The organism is Rugamonas sp. DEMB1 (genome assembly GCF_029834475.1).
GTDB classification, from domain to species: Bacteria; Pseudomonadota; Gammaproteobacteria; order Burkholderiales; family Burkholderiaceae_D; genus Rugamonas; species Rugamonas rubra.
This window is the reverse complement of record NZ_CP122407.1, coordinates 1,151,537-1,169,001: the sequence shown is the minus strand read 5'-3', so window position 1 is coordinate 1,169,001 and position 17,465 is coordinate 1,151,537. Positions and strand designations below refer to the sequence as shown.

Annotated in this window: 16 protein-coding genes and 2 pseudogenes; 2 read left to right on the top strand and 16 right to left on the bottom strand. The window is 68.0% G+C overall.

Features of this window, described 5'->3' with window-relative positions:
* Positions 1-15 precede the first annotated feature (15 nt).
* Positions 16-894 (bottom strand): LysR family transcriptional regulator, encoded by an 879-nt coding sequence (locus QC826_RS05335; protein WP_279764707.1) that lies wholly within the window; start codon positions 892-894, stop codon positions 16-18.
* Positions 895-994: 100 nt separating this feature from the next.
* Here QC826_RS05335 and QC826_RS05330 point away from each other — a divergent pair, with 100 nt between their 5' ends.
* On the top strand, positions 995-1,630 hold the full coding sequence (locus QC826_RS05330) for an FMN-dependent NADH-azoreductase (RefSeq protein ID WP_279764706.1): 636 nt from the start codon (positions 995-997) through the stop codon (positions 1,628-1,630).
* A gap of 25 nt (positions 1,631-1,655) precedes the next feature.
* Here the strand turns inward: QC826_RS05330 and motD are convergent, their stop codons facing one another.
* The 10 genes and pseudogenes from motD to QC826_RS05280 all read right to left on the bottom strand — a co-directional run bounded on the left by motD (position 1,656) and on the right by QC826_RS05280 (position 12,654).
* Positions 1,656-2,435, bottom strand: coding sequence for a flagellar motor protein MotD (gene motD / locus QC826_RS05325; protein ID WP_279764705.1), 780 nt, complete (start codon positions 2,433-2,435; stop codon positions 1,656-1,658).
* 1 nt (position 2,436) lies between these two features.
* Entirely contained in the window at positions 2,437-3,183 is a 747-nt protein-coding gene (locus QC826_RS05320; RefSeq protein WP_093384551.1) for a flagellar motor protein, read from the bottom strand.
* Entirely contained in the window at positions 3,165-3,896 is a 732-nt protein-coding gene (locus QC826_RS05315; RefSeq protein ID WP_093384554.1) for an RNA polymerase sigma factor FliA, read from the bottom strand. The genes QC826_RS05320 and QC826_RS05315 overlap by 19 nt, the downstream gene beginning before the upstream one ends.
* Before the next feature lie 15 nt (positions 3,897-3,911).
* Positions 3,912-4,736, bottom strand: a complete 825-nt coding sequence (locus QC826_RS05310) for a MinD/ParA family protein (RefSeq protein WP_093384557.1) — start codon at positions 4,734-4,736, stop codon at positions 3,912-3,914.
* Positions 4,729-6,084 carry a flagellar biosynthesis protein FlhF gene (gene flhF / locus QC826_RS05305; protein WP_279764704.1) on the bottom strand — a complete coding sequence of 452 codons (1,356 nt, stop codon included), beginning with the start codon at positions 6,082-6,084 and terminating at the stop codon, positions 4,729-4,731. The genes QC826_RS05310 and flhF overlap by 8 nt, the downstream gene beginning before the upstream one ends.
* 238 nt (positions 6,085-6,322) lie before the next feature.
* A complete protein-coding gene (locus tag QC826_RS05300; RefSeq protein WP_279764703.1) occupies positions 6,323-7,321 on the bottom strand; it encodes a DUF4351 domain-containing protein in 999 nt (332 codons plus the stop codon).
* An 80-nt stretch (positions 7,322-7,401) separates the two neighbouring features.
* Positions 7,402-9,507, bottom strand: coding sequence for a flagellar biosynthesis protein FlhA (gene flhA, locus QC826_RS05295; protein ID WP_279766390.1), 2,106 nt, complete (start codon positions 9,505-9,507; stop codon positions 7,402-7,404).
* An 8-nt stretch (positions 9,508-9,515) separates the two neighbouring features.
* The gene (gene flhB, locus QC826_RS05290; RefSeq protein WP_279764702.1) at positions 9,516-10,700 is read right to left on the bottom strand and encodes a flagellar biosynthesis protein FlhB; all 1,185 of its coding nucleotides are present in this window, start codon (positions 10,698-10,700) and stop codon (positions 9,516-9,518) included.
* 150 nt (positions 10,701-10,850) lie between these two features.
* Positions 10,851-11,858 (bottom strand): fumarylacetoacetate hydrolase family protein, encoded by a 1,008-nt coding sequence (locus tag QC826_RS05285; protein ID WP_279764701.1) that lies wholly within the window; start codon positions 11,856-11,858, stop codon positions 10,851-10,853.
* Between the two features lie 74 nt (positions 11,859-11,932).
* Positions 11,933-12,654, bottom strand: a pseudogene (locus QC826_RS05280) (pseudouridine synthase).
* Positions 12,655-12,884: 230 nt separating this feature from the next.
* Here QC826_RS05280 and QC826_RS05275 point away from each other — a divergent pair.
* Positions 12,885-13,313, top strand: coding sequence for a hypothetical protein (locus tag QC826_RS05275; protein WP_279764700.1), 429 nt, complete (start codon positions 12,885-12,887; stop codon positions 13,311-13,313).
* 398 nt (positions 13,314-13,711) lie between these two features.
* Here QC826_RS05275 and QC826_RS05270 read toward each other — a convergent pair whose 3' ends face one another.
* From QC826_RS05270 to QC826_RS05250, 5 genes and pseudogenes are all read right to left on the bottom strand, one after another.
* Positions 13,712-14,746 (bottom strand): S49 family peptidase, encoded by a 1,035-nt coding sequence (locus tag QC826_RS05270; protein ID WP_279764699.1) that lies wholly within the window; start codon positions 14,744-14,746, stop codon positions 13,712-13,714.
* Between the two features lie 41 nt (positions 14,747-14,787).
* Positions 14,788-15,165: a Rieske (2Fe-2S) protein gene (locus QC826_RS05265; RefSeq protein WP_279764698.1), complete on the bottom strand. Its 378-nt coding sequence runs from the start codon at positions 15,163-15,165 to the stop codon at positions 14,788-14,790.
* Positions 15,165-15,822: pseudogene (locus QC826_RS05260) on the bottom strand (HAD-IIIA family hydrolase). The gene QC826_RS05265 and the pseudogene QC826_RS05260 overlap by 1 nt, the downstream one beginning before the upstream one ends.
* A 111-nt stretch (positions 15,823-15,933) precedes the next feature.
* Positions 15,934-16,953, bottom strand: coding sequence for an RluA family pseudouridine synthase (locus QC826_RS05255; RefSeq protein ID WP_409567770.1), 1,020 nt, complete (start codon positions 16,951-16,953; stop codon positions 15,934-15,936).
* Between the two features lie 104 nt (positions 16,954-17,057).
* Positions 17,058-17,429 carry a hypothetical protein gene (locus QC826_RS05250; protein WP_139236302.1) on the bottom strand — a complete coding sequence of 124 codons (372 nt, stop codon included), beginning with the start codon at positions 17,427-17,429 and terminating at the stop codon, positions 17,058-17,060.
* Positions 17,430-17,465: the final 36 nt, after the last annotated feature.

The window sequence follows — 17,465 nt, the reverse complement described above, 5'->3', positions numbered from 1 at the left end:
TCCAATTCGGCGCCATCAGCGCGGCATTGCCTCGCCTTGGCGCGACGTCGCGCCAAGGCCGCGGCAACTGTCGACGATGCGCTCGGCCAGCGCCGCCAGCATCGCCTGGTCGCCACCCGCCGCGAGGAACAGCATGAACTCGGCGTCGGGCAGCGGCGGCAGGCCCTGCGCCGTCGCCACCAGGCCGTCGCCCAGGCGGCTGGCGGGCAGCGGCACCAGCGCGAAACCGGACAGCGCCGCCGCGCGCAGGCCGGCGCTGCTGTTGCAGACCATCACGGTGCGCTGGGCCATGCCGCAACGGGCCAGGCTGGCCAGCGCCGCCTCGCGGTAGGGGCACGGTTCCGGGAACAGCGCCAGCGGCAGCGGCGACGGCAGCGTCACGCTGGCCTGCGCCGCGCGCGCCCACACCAGCGGCTCGCGCCACAGCAGGCGGCCGCGCGCCGGCCCGCCGCATTGCGAACCGACCACGATGTCGAGCGCGCCCTCCTTCATTTGCCGCAACAAGTCGCCGGGTATGCCGACCTGCACCTCGAGCTCGATGCCGGGGTAGGCGTCGGCGAAGCCGCGCAGCGCGCGCAGCAGGGCCGTTTCGGCGAAATCCTCGGCGATGCCGATGCGCGCCCGGCCCCGGTAGTGGCTGCCGGCGAGCTGCGCGGCGGCGTCGCGGTTCAGCGCCAGGATGGCGCGGGCGTAGCCGATCAGGCGCGCGCCGTCGGCGCTCAGTTCGAGCGAACGGGTGGTGCGCTTGAGCAGCGGCTTGCCGACCTGCTCCTCGAGCCGGCGCAGGTGGCCGCTGACGGCCGATTGGGTCAGGTGCAGGCGCGCGGCGGCGCGGCCGAAGCCGCCCTCGTCGACCACGGCGACAAAGGTGTTGAGCAGGAGGGTATCGAACATATATTGCGAAATGAACTGAATTATCAATAATAACTCAATTTATATTTTGAAATGAAATATGTTCAAATGGCGTCTTCAACCACGCCACCAAGGACTCAGCATGACCACATTGCTCCACATCGCCTGCTCGCCGCGCCGAGAGCGTTCCGCCTCGCGCGAGGTCGCCCTCGCCTACATCGACGCCTACCGCGCGGCCCAGCCCGGCACGCAGGTGGACACGCTCGAACTGTGGGACGGCGCGCTGCCCGAATTCGACGCGCACGCGATGGCGGCGAAGTACGCCGGCTTGAACGGCACGCCGCTGAACCCGCAGCAGGAAAGCGCCTGGGCCACGCTGCGCGCGCTGGCCGAGCGCCTGCGCCGGGCCGACGTGCTGGTGTTGTCGGTGCCGCTGTGGAATTTCAGCATTCCGTACAAGCTCAAGCAGTTCATCGACCTGGTGACGCAAAAGGACATCCTGTTCTCCTTCGATCCGGAGAGCGGCTTGAGCGGCCTGCTGCGCGACAAGCGCGCCGTCGTCGCCTACGCCCGCGGCCTGGACTATTCCGCCGCGTCGGGCACGCCGGCGCGCGACTTCGATTTCCAGAAGCCGTATGTCGAGGCGTGGCTGCGCTTTGTCGGCGTCGAGGAGGTGCACGCGCTGGTGGTCGAGAAGACCCTGATGGGAAGCGAGGTCGACACCGCCGCGCGCGACGCGGCCAAGGCCGAGGCGCGCCGCTTGGCGGCGGCGATGTAGGGCCGCGCGGCGGCTATTGCGGCGGCTATTGCGGCGGCGGCAGTTGCGGCGACGGCAGCTCGGTGACCTTGTCGGGCAGGCCGGACAGGATGGTGACGGCGACGCGGCGGTTGCGCGCCCGCCCCTCGGGCTGCTCGTTGGAGGCCACCGGCACGTTGGAGCTCTTGCCCACGGCGGTGAGCCGCTCGGGCGCCACGCCGGCGCCGATGAACAGGCGCACCACGCTGCTGGCGCGCACCGCCGACAGTTCCCAGTTGGACGGGAACAGCACGTTGCGGATCGGCTGGTTGTCGGTGTGGCCCTCGACCTGCACCTCGTGGCTGTCGTCCTTGAGCAGCACGGCCACGGCGCGCAGCGCCTCGGTCGACTCGCTGGTCAGGCGCGCCTCGCCCGGGTCGAACAGCACGCTGGCGTTGATCTCGACGCTGACGCCGCGGCTGTTCTGCGTCACCCTCACCTTGCCCTCCTTGACCAGCGGCGCCAGCGTCGACAACAGGCCCTGCGCCAGCTTGGTCATGTGCTCCTTCTCCTTGCGCAGCAGCTCGGTGCGGCGGCGCAGGCCGGGATTGGGGATCGGCAGGTTGGGCACCTGGGTGTTGATCGGCTGGGCCGCGCCGGCGCCGCCGAAGGCGTCGCCGAGGGCGTCGGAGAACACCTTGTACTTGCCGATGTTGACCGACGAGATGGCGTACATCACCACGAAGAAGGCGAACAGCAGGGTGATGAAGTCGGCGTAGGAGATCAGCCAGCGCTCGTGGTTCTCGACCTCGTCGTCGAACTTCCTGCGCGCGCGGCGGTACTGCATGTCAGTGCTCCCGCAGCAGCGTGGCGACCCGCTCGTCGATGACGCGCGAGTGGTCGCCGCTGGCGATGTCGTAGAACACGGCGGCGGCGATCTCCTGCTGGTGCACGGCCTGCGTCACGATGGCCTTGAGCTTGTTGGCGATCGGGTAGAAGAACAGGTTGGCCAGGCCGACGCCGTAGATGGTCGAGACGAAGGCCACGGCGATGCCGGAACCGAGCTTGCTCGGGTCGGTCAGGTTCTCCATCACGTGGATCAGGCCGAGCACCGCGCCGAGGATGCCGATGGTGGGCGAGTAGCCGGCCGCCGATTCCCAGATGCGCACGGCCTGCCGCTCCTCGGTCTCGTAGGCGGTGATCTCGGTGTCGAGCAGCTGGCGCAGCTTGTCCGGGTTGATGCCGTCGACCACCAGGCGCAGGCCCTTGGTGTTGAACTTGTCCTTCGAGGCGAGCATGTGGCGCTCGAGCGAGAGCAGGCCGTCGCGGCGCGCCGCCAGCGCCCAGGCGTTGATGTCGCGCGCCAGCGCGGCGCGCGAGTCCTTGGGCGGCGCGAACACCCAGCGCAGCATGCGCAGGCCGCGCAGGAAGGTCGGCAGGCGGGTCTGCAGCAGCACCGCGCCGAGCGTGCCGACCACCACGATGGCGAAGGCGGCCGGCTGCAGCAGCGAGCCGAGCTTGCCGCCCTCCATGCCCTGGCCGACGATGATGCCGGCCAGCGCCAGCAGCACCCCGGCTACGCTGGCCCAGTCCATGCCTGCTCCCGTAACGATGCGCGCAGGCGCGCCACGGCCTGCGTGTGCAGCTGCGACACGCGCGATTCCGACACGCCCATCACGGCGCCGATTTCTTTCAAGTTGAGTTCCTCTTCGTAGTAAAGGCCCATCAGCATCTTCTCGCGCGGCGGCAGCGCGTCGATGGCGTCGATCACCGCCTGGCGGAAGTCGCCGTCGAGCAGCGAGCGCAACGGGTCGCTCTCCTCGTCCGAGCAGTAGCGGTCGAGGAAGCTGTCGTTGCCGTCGTCGTCGTGGAAGTCCTCGTAGTAGACCAGCTGGTGGCCGCCGCCGTCCGACAGCATCTCCTGGTAGTCGGCCAGCGACAGCTTGAGCATCTTGGCGACCTCCGATTCGCTCGGCGGATGGCCGAGGCGCTGCTGCAGTGTGCTCATCGCCGTCTCGATCTTGCGCATGTTCTGCCGCATGCTGCGCGGCAGCCAGTCGCTGTTGCGCAGCTCGTCGAGCATGGCGCCGCGGATGCGCAGCACCGCGTACGTCTCGAACTGCGCGCCGTGGGTTTCCTCGTAGCGGCTGATGGCGTCGAGCAGGCCGATCATGCCGGCCTGCACCAGGTCGTCCACCTCCACGCTGGGTGGCAGCTTGGCCTTCATGTGATGCGCCAGACGCTTGACCAACGGGATGTGCTCCGTCAGCAGTGAGTCCTTGTCCGCTTTCCCTTTGACCGTATACATAAAGTCTATTGTTCGTTAAGCGCTAAAATGGTTGCTACTCCCCGTGTGCAAAGATGGCGTTCCGGCCAGCGCGAAGCGCCCGGCCAGCTGTCGAAACGCGACCGAGGCGCCGGCCAGCGGAAACGCGTCGACCACCGCGCGCCCCAGACGCGCGGCACGATGCAGGTATTCGTCGGCCGGCACCGACCCCATGGAAACCAGGTTGACGGCCAAATACCGGCTCGCCGCCTGTGCCATATTATCGTATACCACCTTTGCTTCCGATTCGGAAGCCCCGGTGACCAGAATTCCGAACGGACGCCGGCCCAACTCCAGGTTCAGGCGCTTGATCATGCTGTAGGCGGCCTTGATCGAGGTGGCGCTGGCCGAGACCTGCACCACGATCTCCGAGCTGGCCATGACCGGCACCGGGAAGGCCTCGCCGTCGAATTCGCCGTCGACGATGACCACGCCGCTGCGCTTGACCAGCACGTCGAAGGTCTTGGCCAGGCGGCGCGCCTCGTCGGGGCCGCAGCGCGGCGCGCCGCGTGTCATCGACGCCACAGCGAAGCCCTGCGGCACCTGGTGCACCACCTGGTTCAGGGCGCGCTCCTGGCGCGCCACGTCGAGCAGGCTGTCGCCGCCGTCCAGGCCGAGGCGGCTGGCCACGCCGTGCGCGCTGGCGCAGGCGTCGACCAGCAGCACGTCGTCGCCGGCGCGCGCCAGCGAGGCGCCCAGGTTGACCAGCATGGCGCCCTTGTCGTCCTGCGGCGTGGCGGAAAGGAAGGTGACGATGCGCGGCGCCGGGCCGGCCAGCATGCGGCGCAGGCCTTCGGCCTGGTCGAAGTCGAAGTTAGCCAAGGTGCACCTCGCGCAGGTTGGCGTCGTTGCCGGCGGCGGCCATCAGCAGCGGCAGCTCGGCGTCGAGGTACTGGCTGGCGGCGCTGTCGCGTTTGAGCTTGAAGGCGCGGTCGATCAGGTAGGCCGGGTCGGCCAGGTGCAGTGCCTCCGGCACGCGCTGGCCGTTGGAGACGTAGAACAGGTTCAGCTTTTGGCGGATCACCACGTCGAGCACGTTGCCGATCGAGGCCGCCTCGTCGAGTTTGGTCATGATGCAGCCGGCCAGGCCGCCGCCCTGGTAGGCGCGCACCACCTCGTTGAGGGTCTCCTGGGTCGCCGTGGAATTCAGGCAGAGCAGGCGCTTGACGTCGGCGCCGGCGCCGGCCAGCATGGCCACCTGCTCGGTCACCATCTGGTCGCGCTGGCTGACGCCGACCGTGTCGATCAGCACCGTGTGCTTGTTCTTCAATTCCTTCAGGGCGATGCGCAGGTCGGCCTCGTCCTTCACCGAGTGCACCATCACGCCGAGGATCTTGCCGTAGATGCGCAGCTGCTCGTGGCCGCCGATGCGGTAGGCGTCGGTGGTGATCAGGGCCAGCTTGTCCGGGCCGTGGCGCATCACGCAGCGCGCCGCCAGCTTGGCGGTGCTGGTGGTCTTGCCGACGCCGGTCGGGCCGACCAGGGCGAACACGCCGCCCTGGTCGATCAGGGCGTCCTCGTCGCGCATCGCGCTGATGTTGCGGGTCAGGACGGTGCGGATCCAGCGCATCGACTCGGCGGCGTCGCGGCCGGCCGGCAGCTTGTCGATCAGGTAGCGCGCCAGGCTGGCCGAGAAGCCGGCCGCCAGCATCTCGCGCAGCACGGCGGCCTTCTGCGGCTCGCGCTGCTGGGTCGAGCCCCAGGCGATTTCGGCCAGTTGGGTCTCCATCATGCCGCGCATGGCGCGGATCTCGCTCATCATGCCGCTCATCTCGGCGGCGGCGCTCTGCTTGGCGCCGGCGACGGCGGCGGCCACCAGTTCGGAAATGCGCGCCAGGTCGAGCGCGCCGGCGGCCGGGGCCGGGGCCGCCGCGGCCTGCGGCTGGGCGGCGCGGCGCGGCTGGGCCGGCATGGCGCCCGGCGGCGCCGACAGCTGCTGCGCGCTGTAGCTCGACGCGGCGGCCATGTCCGGCTGCGGACGCGGCTGGGCCATCGGCGAGTTCGGCGATGGCATCGCCAGCGAGGCGGCGTCGTCGTTGGCCAGCGCCAGGATCTCGACGATGCCGTCGGCCTGGCGGTTCGACAGGATCACGGCGTCCGGGCCGAGCGCCTCGCGCACCTTGCGCAGCGCTTCGCGCGAGGTCGGCGCGGTGAATTTTTTGACGTTCATGGCCGGCCTCCCAGGCTCTGGGTTGCGCAGGTGTCCGGCGTGCCGGCATCGAAATAAGTGGCCATCATCTACTCCTGTTACTTGAGCGCCGCGCCCTCTACATGGGGACACGGTGCACTCTGATGGTTCGATTATTGACGATGCACGTGGGAAACGATCGCTGGAACAGGACCGGAAAGGGGCCGCATTTCGCCGCCCCGGCGCCGGGGCCGCCAGAACAGGGCGCGGCGGCGGGAAACTATTTGTCGCCGAAGACCTCGTCGAGGCTGGCGGCGTCGAGCAGGGCCATGGCCCAGCGGCCCAGTTGTTCACTGTCGGCCACTACCAGGCGCTCGCCTAACTGTGGCGGCAAGGTGCCGAAGCGCTTGTTCAGTTGGCGCGCCAGCAGTTCGACCATTTGGCGCTGGCCCAGCTGCAACCCTTCCTGCAGTCCTTCCTGCCGCCCTTCCTGCCGCCCTTCCTGCAATCCTTCCTGCAGACCGATCTTGCGACCGATTCTTTCAGCATAAGTGATGTAAGGCATGGCCTCTCTCCTCTCCATCTGAACAATACCCCGCCACAAGCGCGCTTCCATGTCCGGCGGCAGACGCATCAACCAGTCAATCACGCTATATAGGTCGATGATACGCTGCCTGTCCCACTGGCGCTGATACAGCAGCTTGGTCAGCCGCCATTTCGCCGCGCGCCGGCGATGCGCCTGCCCCTTGGTTTGGCGCGTCAACAGATGGGCCGCCGTGAGCAAGGCGAAGGGGTTGGCATCGCACAACAGCTGCTCGATGCGATCCGCATAGTCCATCAGCTTCACCACCGGAAAGTCGATCCCCACCCGGCAGCCGAACAAGCGATAGGAAAAGGAACCCGGCCGCCAGCGCGCCGCTTGGTCGGCCAGCAGCACCAGGCTGGCCACCGGCCGCCGGTAGCGGTCGTAGACGCGGTAGTTGTAGCAAAAGATGCGCTCGGCGAAGGCGGACTCGCGCCGGCCCTGCACCTCCAAGTGCAGCAGCACCCACTGCTCGGCGCCGGCCACGGTGGCGAGGCGCACCAGTTTGTCGAGCCGGCGCCGGCCCAGTTCGCCGTCGCGCACCAGTTGGGCCAGCTCCTGGTCGAGGAAGGCGTAGGGCCGCGACCAGTCGATGGCGGCGTGCGCCTGCGGGAAATAGAACGCCATGAACTCCGGAAAATACCGCAGCACGGCGCTCTTCCAGGGACTGTCGTAGTCGTCGTCCGGGGTGGCCATGGGGCCAGTCTAGCCGAACGGCGCCGCCCCGCCCCGGCCTGGCGCAAGGCCGGGCGCGGCGGCGCGGCGGGCCGGCCGGATCAGGCCGGCTGGGCGCCGACCAGGGCGGTGACGCGGATGGTCTTGCTCTCCGGGATCTCGGCGTGCGACAGCACCTTCAACTGCGGCAGGGCGCGGCGCAGGAAGCGCGACAGCAGGGCGCGCAGCGGACCGGGCACCAGCAGCACCGGCGTCAAGCCCAGCGCCTCCTGCTGCGCGGCGGCCTGCTGGGCCTGCTGGGCGATGGTGTCGGCCAGGCCCGGCTCGATGCCGGCGCCGTCGGCGCCGCTGGCGGCCAGCGCCTGCATCAGCAGCCGCTCCAGGCGGTTGTCCAGGGTCATCACCGACAGCTCGGCGGCGCCGGGGAACAGCTGCTGCACGATGGCCCGGCCCAGCGAGATGCGCACCAGCGCGGTCAGCTCGTTGGGGGCCTGGATGTGCACGGCGTGCTCGGCCAGGGTCTCGATGATCGAGCGCATGTCGCGGATGTGCACGCCCTCGGCAAGCAGGTTCTGCAGCACCTTCTGCAGGGTCGACAGCGACACCAGCTTGGGCACCAGCTCCTCGACCAGTTTCGGCGCGTCCTTGCCCAGGTGGTCGAGCAGCGACTGCACCTCGGCGCGGCCGAGCAGCTCGGAGGCGTGGCTGGTGATCAGGTGGTTCAAATGGGTCGCCACCACGGTGCCGGCGTCGACCACGGTGTAACCCATGCCCTGGGCCTGGTCGCGCAGCGCGGCGTCGATCCAGGTGGCGGGCAGGCCGAAGGCCGGGTCGGTGGTCACCAGGCCGGGCAGCGTGCCGCTGGCCATGCCCGGGTTGATGGCGAGGAACTGGCCGTTGAAGGCCTCGCCGTTGCCCACCTCGACGCCCTTGAGCGTGATGCGGTAGGCCGACGGCTTCAACTCCAGGTTGTCGCGGATGTGCACCGGCGGCGCCAGGAAGCCGACCTCCTGGGCGAACTTCTTGCGGATGCCCTTGATGCGCTTGAGCAGCTCGCCGCCCTGGGTCTTGTCGACCAGCGGGATCAGGCGGTAGCCGACCTCCAGCCCCAGCGTGTCGACCGGCATGATGTCCTGCCAGCTGGCCTCCTCCTGCTCCGGCGCGGCCGCCGGCGGCGCCTCGGCGGCGGGATCGGCGGCGGCGGCGTCGGCGCCGCCCGCCCTGCGCGACATCAGGTAGGCCGAGCCGGCCAGCACGCCGGCCAACAGCAGGAACACCAGGTTCGGCATGCCGGGGATCAGGCCCATGCCGCCGACGATGGCGGCGGTGATGTAGAGCACCTGCGGCTTGGCGAACAGCTGGCCGATCACCTGGGTGCCGATGTCCTGCTCGCTGGCCACGCGCGAGACGACGATACCGGCCGCCGTCGAGATCACCAGCGAGGGGATCTGCGCCACCAGGCCGTCGCCGATGGCCAGCAGGGTGTAGTTCTTCAGCGCGTCGGCGAAGGCCATGTCGTGCTGCAGCAGGCCGACCAGCAGGCCGCCGACGACGTTGATGACGGTGACCAGGATGCCGGCCACGGCGTCGCCGCGCACGTACTTGCTGGCACCGTCCATGGCGCCGTAGAACTCGGCCTCCTGCGCCGTCTCGCTGCGCCGCTTGCGCGCCTCGGCCTCGCCGATCAGGCCGGCGTTGAGGTCGGCGTCGATGGCCATCTGCTTGCCCGGCATGGCGTCCAGGGCGAAGCGGGCGCCCACCTCGGCGATCCGGCCGGCACCCTTGGTGACGACGGTGAAGTTGATGATGGTCAGGATGATGAACACCACGATACCGACCGTGTAGTTGCCGCCGATGAGGAAGTGGCCGAAGGCCTCGATCACCTTGCCGGCGGCGTCGGGGCCGTTGTGGCCCTCGGTCAGCACGACGCGGGTCGAGGCGACGTTGAGCGACAGGCGCAGCATGGTCGAGATCAGCAGGATGGTCGGGAAGGCCATGAAGTCGAGCGGCTTGACCGTGTACAGGCTGGTCAGCAGCACCACGATGGCCAGCGCGATGTTGAAGCTGAAGAAGATGTCGAGGATGAAGGCCGGCAGCGGCAACACCATCATCGCCAGCAGCATGATGATCAGGATGGGCGCGGCCAGGCTCTTGCTGGCGGCGCCGGACATGCCGCCCATCCAGGACGGCAGGCGGATGCTGCTCATAAAGCTGTTCATGGTGTGGTTCCCTGGTTATTCATGTCGTCGCGCCCCTTCTGGGCGGCCGGGTTGAGCGGATCGAGCTCGGGCGGCACCTCGAGTTTGGCCGGCTTGTCGGGCTTGTGGCCGCCGTTCTTGCTGAAGCTGCGCAGTTGGAAGACGTAGGCCAGCACCTCGGCCACGGCGGCGTACAACGCCTCGGGGATCTCGTCGCCGATCTCGGTGTGCTTGTGCAGCGCCCGCGCCAGCGCCGGCGCCTCCAGCAGCGCGACATTGTTTTCCCTGGCGATCTCGCGGATCTTCGCGGCCACCTCGTCGCTGCCCTTGGCCACCACGCGCGGCGCGCCGCGCGCGCCGTCCGCGTACTTCAGCGCGACGGCGTAGTGGGTCGGGTTGGTCACCACCACGTCGGCGGTGGGCACGTCGGCCATCATGCGGCGCTTGGCCATCTCGCGCTGCAGCTGGCGGATCTTGGCCTTGACCTGGGGATTGCCGTCGGCCTCCTTGGACTCCTGGATCACCTCCTGGCGCGTCATCTTCAACTTGTTGGCGTAGTGCCACATCTGGTAGGGGCCGTCGATGGCGGCGATCAGGCCGAGCGCGCCGACGATGAACAGGAAGCTGCTGCCGATCATGTTCAGGATGTGCACGGTGCCCAGCTTGAGCGGCTCGACCATCAGGCCCAGCACGGCCTCCTTCTGCGCCAGCACCACCAGCCAGGCGACCAGGCCGACCACCAGGGTCTTGGCGATCGCCTTGAGCAGCTCGACCAGGGCGTTGGTCGAGACCATGTTGCCCAGGCCGCGCATCGGGTTCAGCTTCATCAGGTTGGGGGCCACCGCCTTGCCGCTGAACAGCCAGCCGCCGACCAACAGCGGCGAGGCCAGCGCCACCAGCATGACGGCCGCGCCCAGCGGCAGGCAGGCCAGCAGCACGCGGCTGACGTCGGTCAGGATGCGCGTGCCCAGCACGTCGAAATTGAAGACTTGTTCGCGGTCCAGCGCCAGGCCGGACACCAGGGCCGAGCTGAGCTGGCGCACCATGTCGCCGCCGGTCATCCACAGGCCGGCGCCGGCCGTCATCAACACGGTGAAGGTGGCCACCTCGCGCGAGCGCGGCACGTCGCCCTCTTCGCGCGCCTGCTCGAGGCGCTTCGCTGACGCGGGTTCGGTCTTTTCGGCGTCGCTGTCTTCAGCCATCAACTGCTCCTGGATTCGTTAGCAGCCATTATCGGCCGGCGCGGCGCGCCGCCATCGGGCGAATACGCGACCTTTTCCCGGCCTGCTCACAATTTCCTGTTGGAAATAAGGCAAACGGACCGGGGCCGTCGGGCGCGCCGGCCGGCGCCGTCAACGGCCGCGGCGCGGGTCGACCGGCGCCACGGCCTGCGCCACGTTCTGCTCGATGGCGCCGAACAGCGACTTGCCGTCGCCGTCGAGCATCTCGATGCGGATGCTGTCGCCGAACGCCAGGTAGGGCGTGGCGGCGCGGCCCTTGGCGGCGAGCTCCAGGGCGCGCTGCTCGGCGATGCAGGAGTAGCCGCGCTTGCCGCCCCGGTTCGACACCACGCCGCCGGCCAGCACGGCGCCGGCGCGCACCTGGCGCGTCCTGGCCAGGTGGGACAGCAGTTGCGCGAAGTTGAAGGCCATGTCGACGCCGGCCTGGGCCTGGCCGACCAGCTTGCCGTTCCAGCTCGCCCGCAGCGCCAGGTGCACCTTGCCGCCCTGCCAGGCGTCGCCCAGCTCGTCGGGTGTCAGCGCCACCGGCGAGCAGGCGCCGGCCGGCCGCGACTGCAGCGCACCGAGGCCGCCGGCCAGCTCGTCCGGCAGCACATTGCGCAGTACCACCTGGTTGACCAGCATCAGCAGGCGGATCTGCTGGTGCGCCTGGTCCGCCGTGGCGCCCATGCCGAGGTCGTCGCTGATGACGGCCAGGCCGGCGCCGAAGTCGATGCCCCATTCCTCGTGCAGCAGGGCGATGTCGTCGCGCGGCCCGAGCGGCTCGCCGCCGCCCTGGCCCATCGGCGGCTCGTCGCCCGGCGCCTCGGGCGAGGCGGCGCCACGGCCGCTGCGCTCCAGCTCGACGTGGCTGGGATAGGCCGCGGCCTCGACCCACTGGCAGGGGCGCGGCAGCGGCGCCATGCAGTTGGCCGGATCGAAGTCGAAGACGCGCCGGCCGCGCCCCTGGTTCAGCTCGCGGTACAACTGCTCCAGCTGCGGCGCGATGAAGGCCCAGTCGTCCAGCGCGCGCCGCAGGGTCGGCGCGATGCCGTCGGCCAGCTGGGCCGTTTTCAGGTCGCGCGCCACCACGGCCAGCTGGCCGTCGCGGCTGCCGTCCTTGATTGTTGCAAGTTTCATATGGGATTCAGATCAGAAAGGAAACGCGGCGCCGGGCGGCGGCAATGCCGCCAAGTTGAGGCGCCGGTGGCCCGCTAGCCGGCGGCCGGCGCCAGCAGCGCCAGTTGCTCCGGCGTCAAGTAGCACCATTCGCCCTCGGCCAGGCCGAGCGACTCCAGGGTCAGGCCGCCGATGGCCGAGCGGTGCAGCGCGCTGCAATGGTTGTCGGCGGCGGCCAGCATGCGCTTGACCTGGTGGTACTTGCCCTGCTCCAGCACGATCTCCAGCTGGTGCTCGCCGCGCGGCACGCAGACCAGCGCCGCCAGCGGCGCCGGCTCGTCGTGCAGCTGCACGCCGGCCAGCAACTTGGCCACCAGCTCGGCCGTCACCGGCTCCTGGGTGGTGGCCTGGTAGACCTTGGGCACGTGGCGCTTGGGCGAGGACTGGGCGTGGATGAAGGGGCCGTCGTCGGACATCAGCAGCATGCCGGTGGTGTCGTGGTCGAGCCGGCCGACCGGCTGCACCTCGCGCCAGGTGAATTGCTCGGGCAACAGGGTCAGCACGCCGGGGTGGTGGCTGGGCTTGCGCGAGCACTCGAAATTGGCCGGTTTGTTCAGCGCCAGGTACAGGTGTTCGCGGTACACCCAGTCCTCGTCGAAGACCTTGAGCACCAGCCCTCGGTGTCGACGGTGCTGCGGTAGTTGGTTTGCGTGACGCCGGCGATGCTCACTTCGCCGTCGTCGATCAGGGCGCGGCAGTACTTGCGGGTGCCAAAGCCCTGCGATTGCAGGATGCGGTCTAGGGATAATTTACTCATGGCGAGACTGTAACAGATGGCGCCGCGAGCGTGAAGGCGCAGCGGTGGCGCGGCGCGGGCCGGGGCGACGCCGGGATCGCCCCGCATGCATGCTTTTCATTGACGCACATCAAGTACCTGAGGATTTTTATTGTTAAACTGAAACTTCATTAGGAATCGGCCTAACGCCCGTTGGGAATACGTGAAGGTGGGCATAGGAATCGTTGAAGCTGGATTTCAAAGGATGCCGTATGAAGAGCAAACCACACAGCTGCTGCGCCGACTGCGCGGACGGCCGCGAACAGCAGGCGCACGGGGCCCACGAGGCGCAGGCGCAGGACCAGCATCGGCAATTGGCCACCGAACAGGCGGCGCTGCATCTGGCCAGCCTGGCATTGGCGCGTTGGCGCGCCGGCAACACCCCGGTCGAACTGAGCGTGGCGACCACGCTGGCGCCGCACCAAACCCAATGGCATGCCAACACCCAGCGCAATTTTTGCGCCTGGCTGGCGGCCGGCGGCTTCGCCGCCCGCCCGCCCGAGCACGTGGAAGGCTTGGAGAGCCTGGCGAGCCCGGGGAATCCGGCGGACCTGGCGGGCGCCAAGCCGGCCCAGCAAGCCAACAAGGCCTTGCTGCGCAAGCCGGCGCCACCCGAACTGAGCTGCATCGACGGCGCCTGAGCGCCCCCGCCCGCCTCGTCGCCGCGCCGCGCAAAGCGCGCGCGCAAAGGAAGACAGCGGCATGGCCGCTGTCTTCCGTCCCGTTGCGGGACGCATTACGAGGAATCGAAATTCTCTCTACTCCGCATCAATGATGAGGTTGAGTAGTTCCGTCTGACTGACTTCAAGATCGTGCTGACAACAAGATAAACTGTTTATATCGGCCTCCCTTGGAAAGAACTACAAAACCACTATAGTCCACCCTGCGGAATATACAAGGCCCATCGAGGCCATCCTGATAATGTTAAGGCGCCGCCACTATTGACGGCCGCGCGCCGCCGCCGCGGCGCCGATTGCAATATAAATGCGACGGCGACGCGCCGCCCGCCACCGTGGCGGCCGGCGCGGCCCGCCGCCGCTTATTGCAGGCGCGGCTTGGCGGCCTGGTAGGCCGACTTGAAGGCGCCGGCGCCCATGGCGGCGCCGAATTTCTTCAGCACGCGCTCGGGCAGACCCTCGTGCTGGGTGTAGTCGATGATGTCCTCGGCGTGGACGATGTCGCGCGCCACGCTGTCGACGCTGCCGTAGGCGTCGGCCAGGCCCATGTCGACCGCCTTGGCGCCGCTCCAGAACAGGCCGGAGAACATCTCCGGCGTTTCCTTCAGACGCTTGCCGCGACCGGCGCGCACGACGTGGATGAACTGCTGGTGGATCTCGTTGAGCATCGCCTGGGCGTGCTGCTTGTGCTTGTCCGACTGCGGGCTGAACGGGTCCATGAAGCCCTTGTTCTCGCCGGCCGTCAACAGGCGCCGCTCGACGCCGACCTTGTCCATGATGCCGGTGAAGCCGAAGCCGTCCATCAACACGCCGATCGAGCCGACGATGCTGGCCTGGTTGACGTAGATGCGGTCGGCGGCGGCGGCGATGTAGTAGCCGCCGGAGGCGCAGATCTCGTCGACCACCACGTACAGCGGCTTGCCCGGATAGCCCTTGCGCAGGCGGTTCATCTCGTCGACGATCATGCCGGCCTGCACCGGGCTGCCGCCCGGGCTATTAATATGCAGCACCACCGCCACCGAGCCGCTGTCGGAGAAGGCCTTGTTCAGCGCCGGGATCACCACGGCGGCCGCGCCGCTGCCCTCGGCCTCGATGGCGCCGTCGATCTCGATCAGCGCGGTGTGGCGGCCGAGCGCCTCGGCGTCGGTGCCGCTCAGGCTGAAGTCGAAGTAGGCGGCCAGGCCGAACATGATCACCAGCAGGGTCAGCGCCTTGAAGAAGATGCCCCAGCGGCGCTGCGCGCGCTGTTCGCTGAGGGTGGCGAACACCAGCTTCTCCAGCACCTCGCGCTCCCAGACGGCGGCCGCCTTGGCCGGCTGGCCCGGCGCGCCGGCGGCGGCCGGATGGTGTTCGTTGGCCGGGTTGGCGCCGGCGCTGTCGCTCGTGTTATCACTCATAAGTCGCTTCTAGTGGTTGGTCGGTTCGGCACGGCCGGCGCTCAGGCGCGCACGGGCCGCACATAGTCGTCGGGCTGCCAATATATGTTCTGTTCGCGCTCCTCGACGGCGATCGGGCGCAGGCGGCCGCCCTTGCAGGGGCCGCCGGCGCAAAAGCCGCTCTCCGGCACGTAGATCGCGCCGTGGGTCGAACACATCAGATACAGGCCGCTCGATTCGAAAAATTCGCCCTCGGCCCAGTCGAGCTCGATGGGCACGTGGGCGCAGCGGCTCAAATAGCCGAACACCCGGCCGCCGTAGCGCACCACGAAGCCGGTGCCGTCCTCGCCGCCGGCAGTGACGGGGAAGCGCACGCCGCGCCCGCCCTCGAGCACGGCGTCGGCGGCGCAGACCAGGATGGCGTCGGCGGCGGCGGCCATCAGGCGTGCTCGTTGAGCCAGGCGCGCAGCTCGGCCACGCTGGCCGCCGAGTACAGCGGCTGGCAGGCCGCCAGCTGCTCGGGCGGATGGGCGCCGTACTGCACGGCGACGCCGGCGGCGCCGGCGTTGTTGGCCATCAGCAGGTCGTGGCTGGTGTCGCCGATCATCACGGTGCGCTTCAGGTCCTGGCCCAGCTCGCGGGTCAACTCCTGCAGCATGGCCGGATGGGGCTTGCTGAAGGTCTCGTCGGCGCAGCGGGTGGCGTCGAACATCGACAGCAGCTTGGCCGCGTTCAAGGCGCGGTTCAGGCCGACGCGGCTCTTGCCGGTCGCCACGGCGAGGAAATAGGCCTGCTGCGACAGCTCGTCGAGCATCTCGCGCACGCCGTCGAACAGGGTCAGCTCGTGGTCGCGCGACAGGTAGTGGTAGCGGTAGCGCTCCACCATGCGCGGATAGTATTTCGGATCGATGTCGGGCATCACCGCCTGCATCGCCTCGGCCAGGCCGAGGCCGATGACGTGGGCGGCGGCGTGGTCGGCCGGAATCGGCAGGCCGAGGCTTGGCCGCCGCCTGGATGCATTTGACGATGGTCGAGGTGCTGTCCATCAGGGTGCCGTCCCAATCGAAGACGATGAGGTCGAATTGCTTTCTTGCCATGTTTCCCGACGGCTGGCGCCGCCGGCTCCTTGTTTGTCTGGGCTGGACGGGACGGCCGCGACGTTCCATGCGCCATGGGTCTGCGCGCGGCGGCCTCCCGGTCCAATAGTATTAATTGATCGGTTTCCCCAAGCTTAACAAGAAACGCTCACATTCGGCGGCCAAAGGCGCGTTCAGCGTCATGCTCTTGCCCGTGTCGGGGTGGGTGAAGGTGATCTGGTGGGCGTGCAGGAACATCCGCTTGAGCGCGCCGCGCGTGGCGTCGGCCTTGAGCAGGGCGCGGTTGAGCGCGAAGTCGCCGTACTTGTCGTCGCCGGCGATGGCGAAGCCGGACGAGGACAGGTGGACGCGGATCTGGTGCGTGCGCCCGGTCTTGAGCTCGGCCTCGAGCAGGGCGAACTGGGCGAACTTGCGCAGCAGCGAGAACACCGTGTGCGACGGCAGGCCGTCGGCCTGCACGGCGACGCGGCGCTCGCCCTCGGCCGTGGTGTACTTGTGCAGCGGCAGCTTGACGTGCTGGCGCGCGTTCTTCCAGTCGCCCGCCACCAGGGTCAGGTAGCGCTTGTCGGTCAGGCCGTCGCGCATCTGCTCGTGCAGGTTGGTCAAGGCCGAGCGTTTCTTGGCCAGCAACAACAGGCCGGAGGTGTCGCGGTCGAGCCGGTGCACCAGTTCGAGGAACTTGGCGTCCGGCCGCGAGGCGCGCAGCTGTTCGATGACGCCGAAGGACACGCCGGAACCGCCGTGCACGGCGACGCCGGCCGGCTTGTCGATGACCAGCAGGTGGCTGTCCTCGAAGATGATCTTGAATTCGGCGGCCGGCACGTTGACCTCGGCCTTTTCGGCGATGCGCACGGGCGGAATGCGCACCACATCGCCTTGTACCAAACGGTACAATTGGTCGATGCGGCCCTTGTTGACACGCACCTCGCCCGAGCGCAGGATGCGGTAGACGTGGCTTTTCGGCACGCCTTTGCATATACGCAACAGGTAGTTATCGATCCGCTGACCGGCCTCTTCTTCAGTGATAGTGACGAACTGCGCTTGCGGCTGAACTACAGTTGAAGGGGGAACAACATCGTTTTGCATCTTCATTTGCTCTGTCTTCCCAGAAAATCTCTCTAAGTCCTTCATTTTGAATATATAATTGTTTTGCTGCGGTTCTAGCTGCGGCAAGTGTAAGAATAAAAGCACATTTTACACAGGGGCGTCTCCACTGGCCTCGCCAAATTGCAAATTCAGAGGAAAAAATGTATACGCACCACCCCTGCGCGAATCAAGGTTGCACCGTTGTTGTAATCGGATTGCGGGCAAGAGTGCTGGATTAGAATGTTTGGATTGTAAGGATAAGTCCGGCAAGCACGGTCAAGAGCCGTGCTCGCTGGTTGATGAAGTTGATAACGCTTGCCGTTTTCGCCAAACCCCATGCTTTGTTGCAAGCTAATGACGGAGGGCTGAAACAAGCCTAGTTGTCGAAGTTGTAATATGTAAGCCTGGCCAGGTTTTGGCTCATCGATTTGCTCACCGCCTGCATTCTCCGCCCCGACCTTTTCGGGCTGCATGGATGAGTCGCAGGTGATGCGTGCACTCGGCATGTCGATCGACCTCATGCGCCCAGTTGCGGCCGCGACCTCCGCGTCGCTGCG